Annotated in this window: 12 protein-coding genes; 3 read left to right on the top strand and 9 right to left on the bottom strand. The window is 42.2% G+C overall.

The annotated features are described in order from the left end of the window. Positions 1 to 2: 2 nt before the first annotated feature. The 5 genes from pstC to HFD85_RS01310 form a co-directional block, all read right to left on the bottom strand. Positions 3 to 854 carry a phosphate ABC transporter permease subunit PstC gene (gene pstC / locus HFD85_RS01330; protein ID WP_167604803.1) on the bottom strand — a complete coding sequence of 284 codons (852 nt, stop codon included), beginning with the start codon at positions 852 to 854 and terminating at the stop codon, positions 3 to 5. A 74-nt stretch (positions 855 to 928) separates the two neighbouring features. Further along, positions 929 to 2,002 carry a phosphate ABC transporter substrate-binding protein PstS gene (pstS, locus tag HFD85_RS01325; protein ID WP_167604802.1) on the bottom strand — a complete coding sequence of 358 codons (1,074 nt, stop codon included), beginning with the start codon at positions 2,000 to 2,002 and terminating at the stop codon, positions 929 to 931. Between the two features lie 35 nt (positions 2,003 to 2,037). Then, positions 2,038 to 3,027, bottom strand: coding sequence for a hypothetical protein (locus HFD85_RS01320; RefSeq protein ID WP_167604801.1), 990 nt, complete (start codon positions 3,025 to 3,027; stop codon positions 2,038 to 2,040). Between the two features lie 253 nt (positions 3,028 to 3,280). Beyond that, complete coding sequence (locus HFD85_RS01315) at positions 3,281 to 4,267, bottom strand: glycosyltransferase family protein (protein WP_167604800.1); 987 nt, start codon at positions 4,265 to 4,267, stop codon at positions 3,281 to 3,283. Beyond that, on the bottom strand, positions 4,264 to 5,112 hold the full coding sequence (locus HFD85_RS01310) for a UDP-2,3-diacylglucosamine diphosphatase (RefSeq protein WP_167604799.1): 849 nt from the start codon (positions 5,110 to 5,112) through the stop codon (positions 4,264 to 4,266). Before HFD85_RS01310 ends, HFD85_RS01315 begins: the two co-directional genes overlap by 4 nt. Positions 5,113 to 5,506: 394 nt before the next feature. Between HFD85_RS01310 and HFD85_RS01305 the strand changes: the two genes are divergently transcribed. After that, complete coding sequence (locus tag HFD85_RS01305; protein ID WP_167604798.1) at positions 5,507 to 7,042, top strand: choice-of-anchor I family protein; 1,536 nt, start codon at positions 5,507 to 5,509, stop codon at positions 7,040 to 7,042. Between the two features lie 86 nt (positions 7,043 to 7,128). Here the strand turns inward: HFD85_RS01305 and HFD85_RS01300 are convergent, their stop codons facing one another. Beyond that, a complete protein-coding gene (locus HFD85_RS01300; RefSeq protein WP_167604797.1) occupies positions 7,129 to 9,405 on the bottom strand; it encodes an inorganic phosphate transporter in 2,277 nt (758 codons plus the stop codon). Positions 9,406 to 9,802: 397 nt separating this feature from the next. Here HFD85_RS01300 and HFD85_RS01295 point away from each other — a divergent pair, with 397 nt between their 5' ends. Next, positions 9,803 to 10,843 (top strand): sensor histidine kinase, encoded by a 1,041-nt coding sequence (locus HFD85_RS01295; RefSeq protein WP_167604796.1) that lies wholly within the window; start codon positions 9,803 to 9,805, stop codon positions 10,841 to 10,843. A 91-nt stretch (positions 10,844 to 10,934) separates the two neighbouring features. Further along, positions 10,935 to 11,636 (top strand): response regulator transcription factor, encoded by a 702-nt coding sequence (locus HFD85_RS01290; RefSeq protein ID WP_167604795.1) that lies wholly within the window; start codon positions 10,935 to 10,937, stop codon positions 11,634 to 11,636. Between the two features lie 705 nt (positions 11,637 to 12,341). On the opposite strand, the gene HFD85_RS01285 is transcribed toward HFD85_RS01290, so the two are convergent. From HFD85_RS01285 to asnS, 3 genes are read right to left on the bottom strand one after another with little or no spacing between them, the layout of a single operon-like run. Continuing rightward, complete coding sequence (locus HFD85_RS01285; RefSeq protein ID WP_167604794.1) at positions 12,342 to 12,947, bottom strand: phosphatase PAP2 family protein; 606 nt, start codon at positions 12,945 to 12,947, stop codon at positions 12,342 to 12,344. A gap of 1 nt (position 12,948) precedes the next feature. Next, a complete protein-coding gene (gene rpoN / locus HFD85_RS01280; protein ID WP_167604793.1) occupies positions 12,949 to 14,403 on the bottom strand; it encodes an RNA polymerase factor sigma-54 in 1,455 nt (484 codons plus the stop codon). A 59-nt stretch (positions 14,404 to 14,462) separates the two neighbouring features. Further along, positions 14,463 to 15,899 carry an asparagine--tRNA ligase gene (asnS, locus tag HFD85_RS01275; RefSeq protein ID WP_167604792.1) on the bottom strand — a complete coding sequence of 479 codons (1,437 nt, stop codon included), beginning with the start codon at positions 15,897 to 15,899 and terminating at the stop codon, positions 14,463 to 14,465. Positions 15,900 to 16,194 lie beyond the last annotated feature (295 nt).

The raw sequence follows: 16,194 nt of genomic DNA, 5'->3' as shown, positions 1-16,194 counted from the left end.
TCCTACCCCATTTTTTTGATAATGAATTTCCCCAGGCTATTAATTACTCCTGTCATAAGGAACAAGAGTAATCCAATAGCAATAAGCGAACTCAACTTAAGTCCGTCAGCTTCTCCGAACTGATTCGCAATAACAGAAGCCATGGTGTTTCCTGTTCCAAAAAAGCTGTCCGGTATTTTGTTCGCATTCCCGATGAGCATGGTAACTGCCATTGTTTCTCCAAGTGCACGGCCAAACGACAAAATATAACCGGCAACAATTCCTGATCTTGCCGAAGGTACAATCACGCTAAAGATCACCTCGGTTCGGGTTGCACCCAAAGAATAAGCTGCTTCCTTTAATTCTCCGGGAACCATAGTAATGATTTCGGTACTCAACGAAGTGGCATAAGGAATGATCATGATTGCCAAAATAATGCTTGCTGTGAAAATCCCAAATCCCTGATTCGGTAATCCCACTGCAATTAACATCGGACGTAACACATAAAATCCCCACAAACCATATACAATTGAAGGTATACCTGCTAAGAGGTCGACCATTGTACCCAATATCCTGGCAAGGCGTGTTCCCCGAAAGTATTCTCCAAGAAAAAGAGAAGCTGAAAACGACAGTGGTAAACTAATTAAAAGGGCAGCAATCGAAGTGAGTATCGTTCCTGCAATAAATGGCAATGCACCGTAATTCTCCTGGCCTTCAGTTGGATTCCATGTATTCGCCCATATGAACTTTAATCCAAAAGCTTTGATAGCCGGAATTGCACCTCCTGCAAGCGAGAAAATCATTCCTCCTGCAATCAACAAAATCACAAAGGAAGATGCAAACAGAACGGCTTTAGTTATTTTATCACTGTTCATTTAATTAATAAAATAGAGGGAAAAATAAAATGTACATGAAAATAGTTCCATGTACATTTTATAGTCATGTCGTATTATTTCAACAAAGCAGTTCCGTCGTAGGTAACTGAACGCAAAATGGCTTTTGCTTTTTCCACTGCTGAGGCAGGCAGTGGTGCATAATGCACTTTCTCGGCCTGTTCCTGGGCTTCATCGCTAATTAACCAATCAAGAAAAGAAACTGTTGCCATTGCCTGATCTTTTGTACGACCATCGTAGCTCTGCTCTTTGTACAAAATAATCCAGGTAAATCCACTAATCGGATAGGCTTCCGGATCGGATGAGTTAGTGAGCATAACACGTGTGTCTGCAGGAATTTCGGCATTGGCTGCCGCACTAACAGACTCGATCGATGGTAAAATATAGTTTCCGGCACTGTTCTGCACCTTTGCTGTTTGAATTTTCTGTGCGAATGCGTATTCAGAACCGATGTAACCAATAGCTCCCTCAGTTTGCTTGATGGTACCGGCCACGCCAGGATTACCCTTTGCACCCATTCCAACAGGCCATTGCAATGATTTTCCTGTACCAACATTGTCGGCCCAGTTGGTACTTATTTTGCTCATGTAATCGCTGAAAATATGAGTAGTTCCGCTGCCATCCGAACGGTGAACAAAAGTAATCTCCATGTCGGGCAAGGTCAATCCCGGATTATTTGCCTTTAAAGCAGCATCGTTCCAACGGGTTATTTTACCCATAAATATCTTTTCCAATAGTTCGTTGGAAAGTTTAAGATCGTCGACACCGGGAAGGTTATAGGCAATTACAACCGCTCCAAGAACAGTCGGAATGTGTACAACTTCAGCAGGCATTTCTGCAAGTTTGGCATCATCGAGATAAGCATCGGTGGCTCCAAAATCAACCACTTTATCTGTCAAACTGCGAATTCCCCCGCCTGATCCGATTCCTCCGTAAGTAAGAAGAGTTCCGGTTTCGGCAGTATATGCCTTGAATACTAAATTGTAATATGGCATTGGAAACGTTGCTCCTGCAGCTGTAAGTGTTACTTTTTTACTGCTTGTTGATTTCTCTTCGCTTTTTTTGCTTGAAGAATTCGAACATGCACCGAACAGAAATACTGTTAAAATTAGAAGTGCAAAATTTTTCATTTTTAGCTTTTTAAATGTTCTTATTAGAGATAATATTAGAATTTAAGCTCTGCGCTGAGGTATAAATAAGTGGTATTCTTTGCATCCACTTCATCCGGATTCCACAAACGTACGTTTGGTGTAATTTTTACTCCCTTTACCGGTGAGTATTCAACGCCTGCAAGCATAAGTTGTCCATCATGACTGATGTTCCAGCCATCCTGTTCTCCTTCCAGTGCTTTTGAGTTCAAATCGTCGTAACGGGCAAAAATTTTCCAGTTGCTGTTTGGTTTATACCAGGCATAAAAAGAAGTACCGTACATATCCTGACCATCTACCATTTTGTAGTTTGTTTGATAGTTATATTCTCCGGCTACTGCCAACTTTTTGGTGTTATAGGCAAGGAAAGTTGCAAGTGATTGCTGTTTTACATCTTTTCCGTATTGGTCAACATATACTCTGGCAACTAAATTTTTCACAGGTGTGATTGTAGTTCCCAGTCCTGGTCTTAGCAGATCATCGCCCTGAATTTTTTTGTATCCTTCTCCATTAATTACTGAAAAATCGACACTGATAAAATCCGCGAACGCATAGTCGATATTAAATCCAAGGTCGGCGCTTGAGTTGAATTTGTATTCATCCTGGTATGATTTCATCATGTATCGGTTACCCCACATCTTTTCAGACAGTTTAAACTGGGTAGTCGAAATCATACCGAAATACATTTTCAATTTGTCTTTATTGTATTCTACGTACGCATTTTTCAGAAATGCTGAAAGCTGGTGGCCACCACCATCCTTTGGATCACCAACATCAAAAACAACTTTTGCATAAAAGTCCTGACTAAAATTATATTCATAACCTAAATAAGCACGGGTGTTTTCAAATTCCGAGAGGGTGTTACCATCAGAAGTTGCGGTATGGAAATTTGTAAATATCAATGCGAGTGGTTTGCCATTTGGTTTAAACTCTTCAGATACTTCCTGACTAAAGCTCGTTATTGCTGCTCCTAGAACAAACAATACCAGCAGAATTGTTTTTTTCATTTTAACTTAAGATTGAATTTTAATTTCGAGGGCAAAAGTGGCAGACTGCAATTACAGCACAGTTACAAAATTATTACAAAACGATTAAATTATTACCTAAAACCTAGTTAACAAGCTGTTTGTCAATAAAAATACGATCGTAACAATTTTGTAATACTCAATACCCGACTATTTTTTCTACAAACATTCGATACTTCCGGTAGCAAATCCATTGTTTCGACTTAATCCACCAAGATTATAGAATCCATACAGATCAATTCTGATATCTGTTTACCACTACGTGAATGATTTCCCTTGTTTGATCGGGGTAGGCTATTTGAACAACTTCCTGGTCGGACAACCACATCTGTAGTTTTTCCTGAAAATCGGAAATATGCTTGATAACCGGGATACCCAGTTCAGCTAAAAATGCTGCATTGCAAGCTTGTTCATATTGATTCTTCATGGGAACCACACACAATTTCTTTCCCATAAAAAGAGCCTCGGCGGGCGTTTCAAAACCTGCAGAACACAAAATTCCGGAGCAATTGACAAACGAACGGTTGAAGTTTTTCATCGAAACCGGGGAAAAATAAATGGAGCCACGTGTATATTCTTCCCGTGTATTTTTTGAAAATACCTCCCAGCGTATTTGGTTAAAATTAATGAGCAACTTTTCAATTTGGCGGTCGCTAAAAGCCGGCAAATAAACTGTAATATGACCTTTTTGTGCGGGAACAGCCTGGCGGATCGAAGAGCGGATCACCGGGGTAAAGTTCAGCGCATCGAGCGCCTTAAAATGAAAACCGTAGTTGGTGGCGGTGGGTGCATAATGCTTTAATATCAACCGGCCAAAAAGTTCTGACTTAGCCGGTTTTGGTGCCTTCGGATGCAAAACAGCATTTTGGTGACTGACACCGACGCATTTTACTTTACGGAGTTTACAGGCCCAGGCAGCAACGGGTTCAAAATCGCAAAGCACCACGTCGTAATCGCGAACCGGTAAGTTCAGAATGTCGCGTAATAATCGGAATGGCCTGAATTTTAAAATGGTTTGCCAGATATCGACGCCACCTTTTCGGCCAAAAATAAAGCTGAAACCATAGAGCTTGTATTTTACTTCGAAAGGCAATCGAATATCGCCCTGAATTCCGCTAACCAGCAAGTCAGTCTCCCCTAATTCCTGCAGGTAAGGAATAATTTCTGTTGCACGCGCCAGGTGCCCGTTTCCGGTTCCCTGAATGGCATAAAGAATTTTCACGGGCGGGCTTCTATTAAATTCGAAAACGTAAGTTCCTTTAATAAAGTCTGGTAAATGAATTGTTCGGCCGGAATATCCGTTTCATCAGCCTGGTTTTCTTCGTCCATATGATTGTGTTCGTATAAATGCCATTCGCCGTTGTAAAATTCGGCAGCTGTCAAATGCTCCACCCAATCGCCACAATTGATGTATTGAACCGGTGTTCCATCAATGTCGAGCATCTTAAATTTCGGAAGATGTGTGTGGCCACAAATTACACTATTGTAGCCTTGCACAACTGCCGATTGACCCAACTGACTTTCGAATTTGGAAGTCGTACTTTTTTCGCGAACAAAATTCTTTTTCAGACTTTTGTAAATGATGATCTCTTTTTTGCCAAAAGGTAGCAGCAACCAGTTAAGCAATTTATTCAACAAGGTTAGCAAGCCGTAAAGTGCGGCTCCAAACTTTGCCAGTCTTTTCGATCGGTGAATGATCTCATCGAAAACATCGCCATGAAAAATCCAGGTTTTCGTTCCACCTGCTTCAAAAATAAACTGGTTGGCAATTTCGAGCAAACCAACTTTGGTACCGCTGAATTTTCGCAGAAACTCATCGTGATTACCCGTAATGTAGATCACCCGGGTTCCTTTTTCCATCATTTTAATCAGTTGGCGGATAACTTTTAAATGATTCTTTGGAAAATAATTTCTCGAAAAACGCCAGGAGTCTATAATATCGCCGTTTAAGATCAGGAGATCGGTGTGGATGGATTTCAGGTACTCCAATACTTTTTTGGGTTTACAGGCGTGCGTTGCCAGGTGGAGGTCCGAGATCACTGATACGTCAATCTGTCGCTTATTCATACTAAAGATATAGCACAAAGAAAATATGTGCTTATTAAAGAGGTGTTAGACTTTTATTACGATTGGAATAAATCTGAGCTCGGTGTACATGAAATCCTTTGTGGAAAGGCGCAGATTAACTCCGACATTTATGTTGGGAAAATTTTCCCTCCAGTAGAACCAACTTATTCGGCATTAAACTTATGAATACCGGCCACTTCTTCTCCGATGTTAACCACCGTACACAAATTGCGGATACCTGCCAATTTTTCGATGAAATTACATTTCAATTAAAAAAGGATTAATTCGTCTTAATAGTGTTTTCCAGTGCTTCCAATTGTCGTATTTTTTCCACGCAAAGTTGATCTCAGATGAACATTATTTATTCCAAATACTAAATATTAATTATTCAATTATGAAAAAACTAGTTCTCGCAAGTCTGGCAACGACCCTGTTATTTTCGTGCACCCAATCGCAGTTTGACGAAACTGATCATGTGGTTCTGAAATCGGGAAATGGTAAAGCACTTGGGCAAAACGACATTTTCTTTACTTACCACAGCAAAACCATTGAATATGGCGAAGGTGCAGCAGAAATAAGCGCTTACGATCCGGCAAGCATGCAATTGTTTGTGGTGAACAATGCGGCAGATAGTAAAATTGACGTGTTCGACCTTAGCCCGGCAGGAACGTTATCCTATAAAACAAGTATTGCGGTTAGCGGAGGCGGTGTAAACAGTGTAGCAGTTAAAAATGGAATGCTGGCTGCCGCACTTGAGGCTGACGTAAAAACCGATCCGGGGTCAGTTGCCATTTATGACGCTGCTACCCTGACATTAATTAGCGAAATCGGCGTAGGTGCACTGCCCGACATGGTCACCTTCACTCCCGATGGGAATTACATTCTTTCGGCCAACGAAGGCGAGCCTAACGATGATTATGATGTGGATCCTGAAGGTACCGTTTCCATTATCGAAGTGAGTTCGCTGACTGCAACCACACTCGGTTTTTCTGGTTTTGCGTCGCAGGCCGGTGAACTGATGGAAAAAGGTCTGCGAATTTTTGGCCCGAATGCCAGCTTTGCTCAGGATATCGAGCCGGAATACATTACCGTGTCAGAAGACTCGAAAACAGCCTGGGTAAGCTTACAGGAAAACAATGCCCTGGCCAAAATCGACATCGAAACACAAACTATTACCGATATTTTGCCACTTGGGTTTAAAGATTACAGCCTTCCTCAAAACCCAATCGATCCAAGTGACGAAAATGATGAATACAATCCGGGAAACTGGCCGGCATATGGTATTTATATGCCCGATGCTATCGCGGTGTTAACTGACAATGCTATTCCTTATGTATTTACGGCGAACGAAGGAGATTCAAGAGATTACCCCGGGTTTTCGGAAGAAGACCGTGTGAAAGATATAGTGCTCGATGCCACGGTTTTCCCGAATTATGAATATCTGCAGGAAAAGATAAACCTTGGTCGCCTGAAAATAACAACCACACTGGGAAATCTGGATGACGATGAAGAATACGAGGCACTGTATTCGTACGGAGCCCGTTCGTTCAGTGTATGGGATGGCAACTCGGGCGATCAGGTTTTCGACAGCAGAGATGAACTGGATGTTCAGGCTTACCTAAACGACAACTACGAAGACGGCAGAAGCGATGATAAAAGTACCGAACCTGAAGGTGTTGTGCTTGGTACTATTGGCAACATAAAACTGCTGTTTGTAGGAATGGAGCGGGTTGATGCTGTTGCTGTTTACGATGTTACCAATCCACGTAATCCGAAATACCTGCAGTGGTTAAAAACCGGCGATGCACCCGAAGGACTGGCTTTTGTTTCGGCCGAAGAAAGCCCTACCGGCACCAATCTTTTGCTTGTAAGCAGCGAAAACGATGGTGTAGTAACAATTTTTACCACCGGATCTATCGAAACATTATAAGTTTCTTTTTCAATAAACAGGCTATAAATAACGAAGAGCCATCCGCAAAAACGGATGGCTCTTTCAATATATAATTACCTCAGTATTTATTTAATCTGACGTGTGTTTGTTATGAAGTCGCGTTGTGCTTTTACAAGGTTGACAACATGCAACAACAGGAACTCAATTTCGGAGATAATTTTGAAGAAAAGTTGTGAATTTCTGGTATTCACTGCTTTGTTCTTAATGCGTTTAATCTGGTTTTTCTCCATTTTCTTCAGCAAATCAATCAGGTTATCCCGCTCTTTCACAATATTATCCAGCTCATCAAAATTTTCTTCTTTAACGGCATGTAAAACATAGTTAAAAAGCGAATCCATCTGCTGGCTGAGTTCGTTCAGTTTTTCAATCTGTTCCGGGATAAATGGTTTATGATTGTTTTCAACATGCTTGATCATTGGTTCGAGCATGAAATGAACGGCGTGTGCCATTAATCGCTGATGTTCGATCATTTGCACGTAGAAGTGGCTCGTTTCAAGTGTTCCGGCGGTAATATTATTTACGGTTGAATACACTTTCTCCTTATTTCGTTTTGCCTTTTTAGAGAAGGTCATACAAGCTTCCTCTGCCGTTTTCAACTTACCACGGTCTTCCTGTACAAAGCCTTCAATACCCAGCGACACAATTTGGTTGCTCGATACGATAGCTTTTACCACTTGTTTCGAACTTTTCTCGATGATCTGCTCATTGGCATCGGCAACATCAATATCTTCTTCTTCTTCAGCAGCTTTTTTCTTAGCACGTTTTTTAAAGAAGATCTGAGTTCTGATGACCATAAATATGGCAAGGGCTATAAACACAAAAATCATGAAGTTACCACTGAGCGATATCAGCAGTGCAATAATTGCCGAAACCGAAAAGGCGATTAAAGCGGTCAGGAACCATCCACCGATTACCGAAAACACTCCGGAAATACGGTAAACAGCCGATTCGCGGTCCCATGCACGGTCGGCCAGCGAAGTACCCATAGCCACCATAAAAGTTACATAGGTGGTTGATAAGGGAAGTTTTAACGAAGTACCAATAGCAATAAGAATACTGGCTACCACCAGGTTAACGGCGGCCCTTACTTTATCGAATGCGGGCCCGTCGGTTTCATCTTCGCTTACATACGAATATGGCTCGAACCGCGACTGAACCATGCGTGTAAGCGCTCCCGGCAATACCTTGGTCAGCTTATTATTAAAGCGTGTTGACGACCGAACCAGCACTCTGGCTGCCAGCGACGAATCGAAACGTTCTGTTCCGCCTTCATACTGGCGCGAAAGGTCAACGGTAGTTGCAACAACCGACCTGGCTTTTCGCGACATGATCAGCGTAATAATCATCACAAAGCCTGCAATCAGCAACATATAAGTTGGTGTACCTACTTTCCCGGCCAGCATTTCCATGGTGAAGGAATCGGGTGCCGGACCTCCGGAAGCCACCCAGGCTTTAAACGAGTTGTAACCGGCCAGTGGCACTCCGATGAAGTTCACCAGGTCGTTACCGGCAAAAGCCATTGCCAGGGCAAAGGTTCCGGCCAATACAACTACTTTTAATATTTTTATTTTAAATATCCAACGCAACAACTGGATAAGCACGGTCCAGAACAAAAAGCTGTAAAGCATAATTGTCCAGGTGTTTGAGGCCGACCAGCTCTCGATTGATTCGCCTCCCGGCAGTTTAATATCGGCAAACGACGAACCGTGAATACCTTTAATGAGCATAAAATAGGTGATGGCAGTTATGGCAAGCCCGCCAAATATCGCCCCGGCATATTTCATAGTTTTTCGGTACTGGAACGTAAACACCATTCGGGCAATATACTGTACCACCGCACCCACCGTAAATGCGATAAACACCGACACCAAAATACCGGAGATAATGGCCAGCGCCTTCCCGGAATTGATGTACTGGGCAAGTTCCATTACGATGGATCCGCCGGCTGCTTTAATCTTCACAACAGAAACGGCTACAGCCGATCCGAGCAACTCGAAAACAATGGAAACCGTTGTTGATGTAGGCATTCCAAAGGTGTTGAACATGTCGAGAAGAATAACATCGGTGATCATCACGGCAAGAAAAATCACCATGATCTCGGAGAAGTAGAACATCTCGGGATGGAAAATTCCCTTGCGGGCTACTTCCATCATTCCGTTAGAGAACGTGGCTCCAACGAGAACCCCCAAACTGGCCATCAGAAAAATTACCCATTTAGGGGCGGCTTTCGAGCCAATAGCTGAGTTCAAAAAGTTTACGGCGTCGTTACTTACACCTACAATCAAATCAGAGATTGCCAAAGCGAAAAGTACGACAACTAGAATTAAATAAAAGTTATCCATTTATGCAGAATTTAATGTCGGCTAAAAGAAGTATTCTTTGATACTGTTTCTTCAATTCAGTTTAGTCTTCAACTTTACCCTCTAAAATTAAGGACTTCAGTTTATTTTCAAAATTATATTCAAATTATTATTGCATCATGAGTATCCAAAGAGAGATCAATAATAATCGACTGTCTGTAATTGTTTTGTCAAGCCCTGTATTTCACCATTCAGGCTCAACCTAACGGCGGGCAAATATAAATGCTCTCTGCATAGAAGCGTTGATAACGAATATTAAAAAAACATTAAGCAACCGTAAATTTTCTGTTAATCAGGAAGTAAGGCAAATTTTATACATTTGCCGCATTAATTTCGAATAACGATTTTAGGTTTTATTATTCGAATTCATTTTTCAACGATGAGAACATATTCTTCAAAATTTCTTGCCACAATTGTTGCAGCCATACTCACCATACTGGTATTGGCCATGTTGTTGCTGGTCAAATACTATGGCCAGTACCTGCTTGTACTTCTTATTCCGGTGGTGCTATTTTTTGTAGCTGCCTATTTCAGCATTTCGTTTATTATTCGGAAATACATTATCGACCGAATAAAACCCATTTACAACACCATTCGCGACCTGCCCTTAAGCGGGAACAAAATGGATAAAATTGAAATGGATCCGAACAGTTTGTTGCTCGGGGTAAAATTTGAAGTGGAAGAATGGGCCAAAACTCAGCTAAAGGAAATTGAACGATTAAAGGAACTTGAAAAGTACCGAAAAGACTTTGTAGGTAATGTTTCACACGAATTGAAAACCCCGATCTTTAACATTCAGGGTTATGTTTTGACGCTGCTCGAAGGCGGTCTGGAAGACCCAAAAATTAACATGCTTTACCTGAAACGCACCGAAAAAAGTATCGACCGAATGATCTCGATTGTAGAAGATCTGGAATCGATCACCAAACTTGAATCAGGTGAATTGAAGCTGAACCTGACGCGTTTCGACATTGTGAAGACCGCAGAAGAGGTAATTGAAATGGAGCAATGGCAAGCGAACGAAAACAAAATAAGCCTCCAGATAATTAACAAACCAGAGCGCCCCATTATCGTTCAGGCCGATAAAAAAAGAATACTCGAAGTACTTACCAACCTTGTGGTAAACGGGATTAAGTACGGAAGAAAAAAGGGCAATGTAAACATCTCGTTTCACGATCTGGAAGACAACATTATCGTTGAGGTTGCCGACGACGGGATCGGAATTGAGAAAAAAGATCTGCCGCGTATTTTCGAGCGATTCTTCCGCGTCGACAAGTCGCGTTCGCGCGAACAGGGCGGTACAGGACTCGGATTATCAATCGTTAAGCACATTATCGAGGCACACAATCAATCGATTAATGTGCGGAGCCTTGTCGACAAAGGAACCACCTTTAACTTTACGCTTGAAAAAGCCAAATAATCGCCTAACTTTGTCTTTATCTTAACTGTAAATAAAAGTTAATGGTTTCTTAATAGTAGTTATCTAACTTTGCCACCTTAATTGAATAGTTATGAGCGACACTCAGTTTAAAGTTTTATTAGTTGACGACGAATTGGACATCCTCGAATTTTTGAGCTACAACCTCGAAAAAGAAGGATACAAAGTATATACCGCAAAAAATGGTGTTGAAGCCATAAAGGTGGCCGAAAAGAAAACGCCTCACCTTATTATTCTTGATGTGATGATGCCCGAGATGGATGGCATTGCAGCTTGTGAAGAGTTACGTAAAATTCCATCATTAAGCAGCACAGTAATCGCTTTCCTTACAGCTCGTGGTGAAGATTATTCACAGATTGCAGGTTTCGAGGCCGGTGCCGACGACTACATCACTAAACCGGTTCGTCCGAAAGTGCTGATCAGCCGTGTTAAAGCCCTTTTGAAACGTACAGGCGAAGCTACACAACCTGCTGCTGAAGTAGTGGATTCGAATATCATTACCATTGGTAACCTGATGATCGATAAGGAACGTTACCTCATCCGTATCGGCGATACAGAAATGATCCTTCCACGAAAAGAATTCGAACTGCTTTCGCTGCTGGTTTCAAAACCGGGCAAAGTATTTACCCGCGAAGAAATCTATTTCTCGGTTTGGGGCGAAAACGTAGTAGTTGGCGACCGTACCATCGACGTACACATTCGCAAACTACGCGAAAAGATCGGCAACAACCACATCAAAACCCTGAAAGGTATCGGGTACAAGTTTGTGGATTAAAAGCGAATCAATATAAATTGAAAACGATAAATGCCTCGTCTGATTAGACGGGGCTTTTTTTGTGTTTATTTCAGATTAGTTCCTAACTGAATCAGACGTTCTAAAAAGTCCTGAAAGGACTAAAATTGAATAACCGTGCGTCTCACACACAGTTAAATTCCAACTTCTGACAACTACAAAAAATTGACGCAGGAATTCAACTATTTGCAAACTTATTTGATGATTGACCCGGGCTGCATATTGCGGCGCATGGTTGGCCGGTCACTTCAATTCTATTACCTGATTGCGCCTTGTTTAGATACTGCACGTATCCCGGGGCGACGCTATCGTCTAACGACGATATACTCTGCCCCGGGCTAAAATATGACGCACTTTCAGTGCTTCAACTCAACGAAACAGAATATTTTAAGCGCTGAAGGCGCGACATCAACCAGCCCAGGGCAAACGTTCCGTCGAAAGACGGTAAGTGTCGCCCTGGGTTGGCCGATCTGGTTAAAAAAAGGCGCAACCTACTACTCTTATTGAAATGGGAAATACCATGCGCCGCACGTGGAAAGCAACTTTATGAGAACTTAAAAAATAGCACTGGTAATTTTAAAATAATCCAGATCTGTCACCGGTTCTACCGGTGGTTATTCACATTTAGTCCTTTCAGGACATTTGGCAATTAAAAACTTAAGAATCGGGAAAAACGAACAGATTTACTTAAACAAAATAAATCACAAGATAAAGTATCACGAATCCCAGAATATACCCGGCAACTACCTGCCCAATAGTGTGTTTTTTCAATATCAAACGGGCTGTACCAACCAGCCCGGATACCAGGATGACGATCAACAAGGCATAAACCGGATTCAAACCTTTTCGAAACGAAAGCGCAAAAAAAGCTCCGGTTACGGCACCAATTGCAGCCATGTGGTTACTGATCTTCCATTTAAATGAAACGATCAACAGTGCCACCAATACTAAAACACCGGCCAGCATAAACAACTTGAATACCGGGAAAATATTCATCCGGCCCAACAAGATAAATCCGAGGTAATAAAACACAGCGCCTGCCAGTTGCGGAATCACACGGTCGGTACTTTTGGGCATGCTGATGTCGAAACGCGGATTAATGGCCATGATGGAAACCAGTAGCAAGGGCAAAATACAGGTAGTAAAAAATACTACCAGCAACACAAAACGCTTTCCCTCCCACGACAACATTGAAAAATAGAATCCTGAATTCATCAGCAACACCATGCCCAGCGTGGGAACTAACACGGGGTGAAAAACAATGGAAATAATTTTGGCTAACTTTTCCTGCATATCAGAGTTCTTTTCTCAGCCGTGCAACCGGAATATCGAGCTGCTCACGGTATTTTGCTACCGTCCGGCGGGCAATATTGTAGGATTTCTCTTTTAGAATGGATGCCAGTTTTTCGTCGGTAAGAGGCTTATGTTTGTCCTCGTTTTCAATACATTCTTTTAGAATTTTCTTGATCTCGCGGGTTGAAACCTCTTCCCCGTCGTCCTTCTGCATCCCTTCCGAGAAGAAATATTTCAGCGGATAAATACCAAAATGTGTTTGAATGTATTTACTGTTCGAGACCCTTGAAATGGTGGAAATATCGAGATTGGTTCGTTCGGCAATATCTTTCAGGATCATTGGTCTTAACTTGGCTTCGTCGCCTTCCTGAAAAAATTCTTTCTGAAAACTAATGATCTCCGACATGGTAAGCAGCAGGGTTGTTTGCCGCTGATGAATGGCATCGATGAACCATTTGGCCGAATCGAGTTTCTGTTTTACAAAAAGCAGGGCTTCCTTATCGTTCTTTTTAGCCTTTTGATTCTCGCTCATGGTCTTCAGCATTTCCTGATAGGCATCGTTCACCTTTAATTCAGGAACATTCCGTTGGTTAAGCGAAAGACTCAGCTCGCCATCCACAATTTCGAGAATAAAATCGGGAACGATGTGCTGATTCGATTTATTCAACGGATTACTGTATGAACTTCCGGGTTTCGGATTTAACTTTAGTACCTGGTTGATACCGTCTTTCAGTTCCTCTTCCGAAATCTCCAGTTTCGACCGAATCTTATCGTAATGCTTTTTGGTAAACTCGGGAAAAAAATCTTTTACAATGGTTTTTGCCAGCTTGTAATCCGGACCTTCTTTCCGGTCGAGCTGCAAAATCAGGCTTTCGCGCAAATCGCGGGCCCCCACCCCGGGCGGATCAAAATCCTGAATCACTTTGAGGATCTTTTCCAGTTCTTCCTCCGGAACATCAAGGTTCATATTAAAAGCCAGATCGTCGCTGATCGACATCAGGTCGCGACGCAGGTAACCATCGTCGTCGATATTGCCGAGAACGTATTCTGCCAGCTGCTGCTCCTTCTCGTTCAGTTCCGACAAGCTTAATTGCTCACTCAGAAACTCATTAAAAGAGGTTCCAACTGAAAACGGCACATCCTCATATTTATCGTCCTTCGAAAAATTGTTGGTATTTAATTTATAGGTGGGAATTTCCTCGTCTTCGTAATAATCTTCCATGGAAAACTCTTCGTTATCCACGTCGCGGTTTTCATCGCTATCGGAAAAATCAGACGGGTCATCATCCATCACAGGACTATCGGATTCAAGTTCAAGAACCGGATTCTCCTCCAGTTCTTTTTTTATCCGCTGTTCGAGTTGCATTGTCGGGATCTCCAAAAGCTTGATCACCTGTATTTGCTGAGGTGACAGCTTCTGTAAAAGCTTCTGCTGTAATGTTAGTTTCTGCTCCATATCCCAATGCTTAACTTCGTAAATTTAATATTTTTTCGAAGCAAAGCTTCTAAACTTTCTTAGAACTCGGCATTTTTTGGAGTCCTTGGGAAAGCGATTACGTCACGAATATTTCCCATTCCGGTGACAAAAAGGATGAAGCGTTCAAAACCCAGTCCGAAGCCGCTATGTACAACCGATCCGAAACGACGGGTATCGAGGTACCACCACATTTCTTCTGTAGGGATATCCATCTCCGACATGCGGGTTTCCAATTTAACCAGGTCTTCTTCACGCTGCGATCCCCCAATAATTTCTCCGATTTGAGGGAAAAGTACGTCCATCGCACGAACGGTTTTTCCATCGTCGTTCTGCTTCATATAAAACGCTTTAATATCCTTTGGATAATCGGTAAGGATTACCGGACATTTAAAGTGTTTTTCAACCAGGTAACGTTCGTGTTCGCTTTGCAGGTCCACTCCCCAGTCAACCGGGAACTGGAATTTATTCTTTTTATAAGGTTTTGAATTCTTCAAAATGTCGATCGCCTCGGTATAAGTCAGGCGAATGAAATCGTTGTTTAACACAAACTCCAGTTTCTCGATCAGGTTCATCGAACGCTGATCCTGTGGTTTGTTCTTTTCTTCCTGCTCCAGACGCTGTGCAAGGAATTGCAGATCATCCATGCAGTTATCAAGTGCGTATTTGATACACGATTTCAGGAATTCCTCAGCCAGATCCATGTTGTCTTTCAGATCGTAAAAAGCCATTTCAGGTTCAATCATCCAGAACTCGGCAAGGTGACGTGTTGTATTTGAATTCTCGGCACGGAAAGTAGGTCCGAACGTATAAATTTCACCCAAGGCCAAAGCACCTAATTCACCTTCCAGCTGGCCCGAAACGGTTAAGTTGGTGGCACGCCCAAAAAAGTCCTGTGAATAATCAATTTCACCCTCTTCGGTTAAAGGTGGATTTTTAGGATCTAGTGTCGAAACCCGGAACATCTGCCCTGCTCCTTCGGCATCGCTGGCCGTAATAATCGGGGTGTGCAGGTAGTTAAATCCTTTTTCGTTAAAATATTTATGAATGGCAAATGCCATGGCATGACGAATGCGGAACACTGCACCGAAAGTGTTGGTGCGGAAACGCAGGTGAGCATTTTCGCGCAAAAACTCGAGCGAGTGTTTTTTAGGTTGGATCGGGAATTTCTCCGGATCGGCTTTTCCAAGCAATTCTACTTTTGTAGCGTTCAATTCGATGTTTTGTCCGCTTCCGGCCGATTCAACCAACTCGCCGGTTACAGCCAAAGCTGCTCCGGTGTTGATATCGCGCAGTAAAGCCTCATCGAAACTTTCAACATTAACAACTACCTGAAGATTATTGATGGTAGAGCCGTCGTTTAAAGCAATGAAATTCACATTCTTGCTTCCTCGTTTTGTTCGTACCCAACCTTTTGCAACCACTTCGCTGCCGGCTTTTCCACTCGTCAAAATTTCTTTAATCTTCAAACGTGTCATGATCTTTATGCTTTCTTATATCTGTAACTTATATTTATCTTCCACCTCTTAGCAAGCTTACGAGGCATCCCGATGGAATATCCTGTGTTTCATTCGTATTAATACGCTGGAAACAGAACCCATGAGATCCCTCGACTTTCGCTCGGATTCAGTTCGGCTAAATGATTTTTGCAAACAAAATCATAGTCTCACCGATTTAAGCCTACAAATTTATAGTTTATTGCCAATTATCTGACAAGCTGCTCTAAATTCAGCCATTTTTTAATACTGAAATGAGAAAGCACAAAAAAAGCCA

Origin of the sequence: Maribellus sediminis (assembly GCF_011799805.1) — a bacterium.
Taxonomy (GTDB): Bacteria; Bacteroidota; Bacteroidia; order Bacteroidales; family Prolixibacteraceae; genus Draconibacterium; species Draconibacterium sediminis_A.
This window is presented reverse-complemented; position numbering and strand designations above follow the sequence as displayed.

Excerpts from the sequence above, each read along its gene's own strand:
- HFD85_RS01290 (WP_167604795.1), top strand. The coding sequence starts at position 10,935 with ATGAGCGACACTCAGTTTAAAGTTTTATTAGTTGACGACGAATTGGAC.
- HFD85_RS01305 (WP_167604798.1), top strand. The coding sequence starts at position 5,507 with ATGAAAAAACTAGTTCTCGCAAGTCTGGCAACGACCCTGTTATTTTCG.
- rpoN (WP_167604793.1), bottom strand. The coding sequence starts at position 14,403 with ATGGAGCAGAAACTAACATTACAGCAGAAGCTTTTACAGAAGCTGTCA.
- asnS (WP_167604792.1), bottom strand. The coding sequence starts at position 15,899 with ATGACACGTTTGAAGATTAAAGAAATTTTGACGAGTGGAAAAGCCGGC.
- HFD85_RS01300 (WP_167604797.1), bottom strand. The coding sequence starts at position 9,405 with ATGGATAACTTTTATTTAATTCTAGTTGTCGTACTTTTCGCTTTGGCA.
- pstS (WP_167604802.1), bottom strand. The coding sequence starts at position 2,002 with ATGAAAAATTTTGCACTTCTAATTTTAACAGTATTTCTGTTCGGTGCA.
- HFD85_RS01295 (WP_167604796.1), top strand. The coding sequence starts at position 9,803 with ATGAGAACATATTCTTCAAAATTTCTTGCCACAATTGTTGCAGCCATA.
- HFD85_RS01320 (WP_167604801.1), bottom strand. The coding sequence starts at position 3,027 with ATGAAAAAAACAATTCTGCTGGTATTGTTTGTTCTAGGAGCAGCAATA.
- pstC (WP_167604803.1), bottom strand. The coding sequence starts at position 854 with ATGAACAGTGATAAAATAACTAAAGCCGTTCTGTTTGCATCTTCCTTT.
- HFD85_RS01310 (WP_167604799.1), bottom strand. The coding sequence starts at position 5,112 with ATGAATAAGCGACAGATTGACGTATCAGTGATCTCGGACCTCCACCTG.
- HFD85_RS01285 (WP_167604794.1), bottom strand. The coding sequence starts at position 12,947 with ATGCAGGAAAAGTTAGCCAAAATTATTTCCATTGTTTTTCACCCCGTG.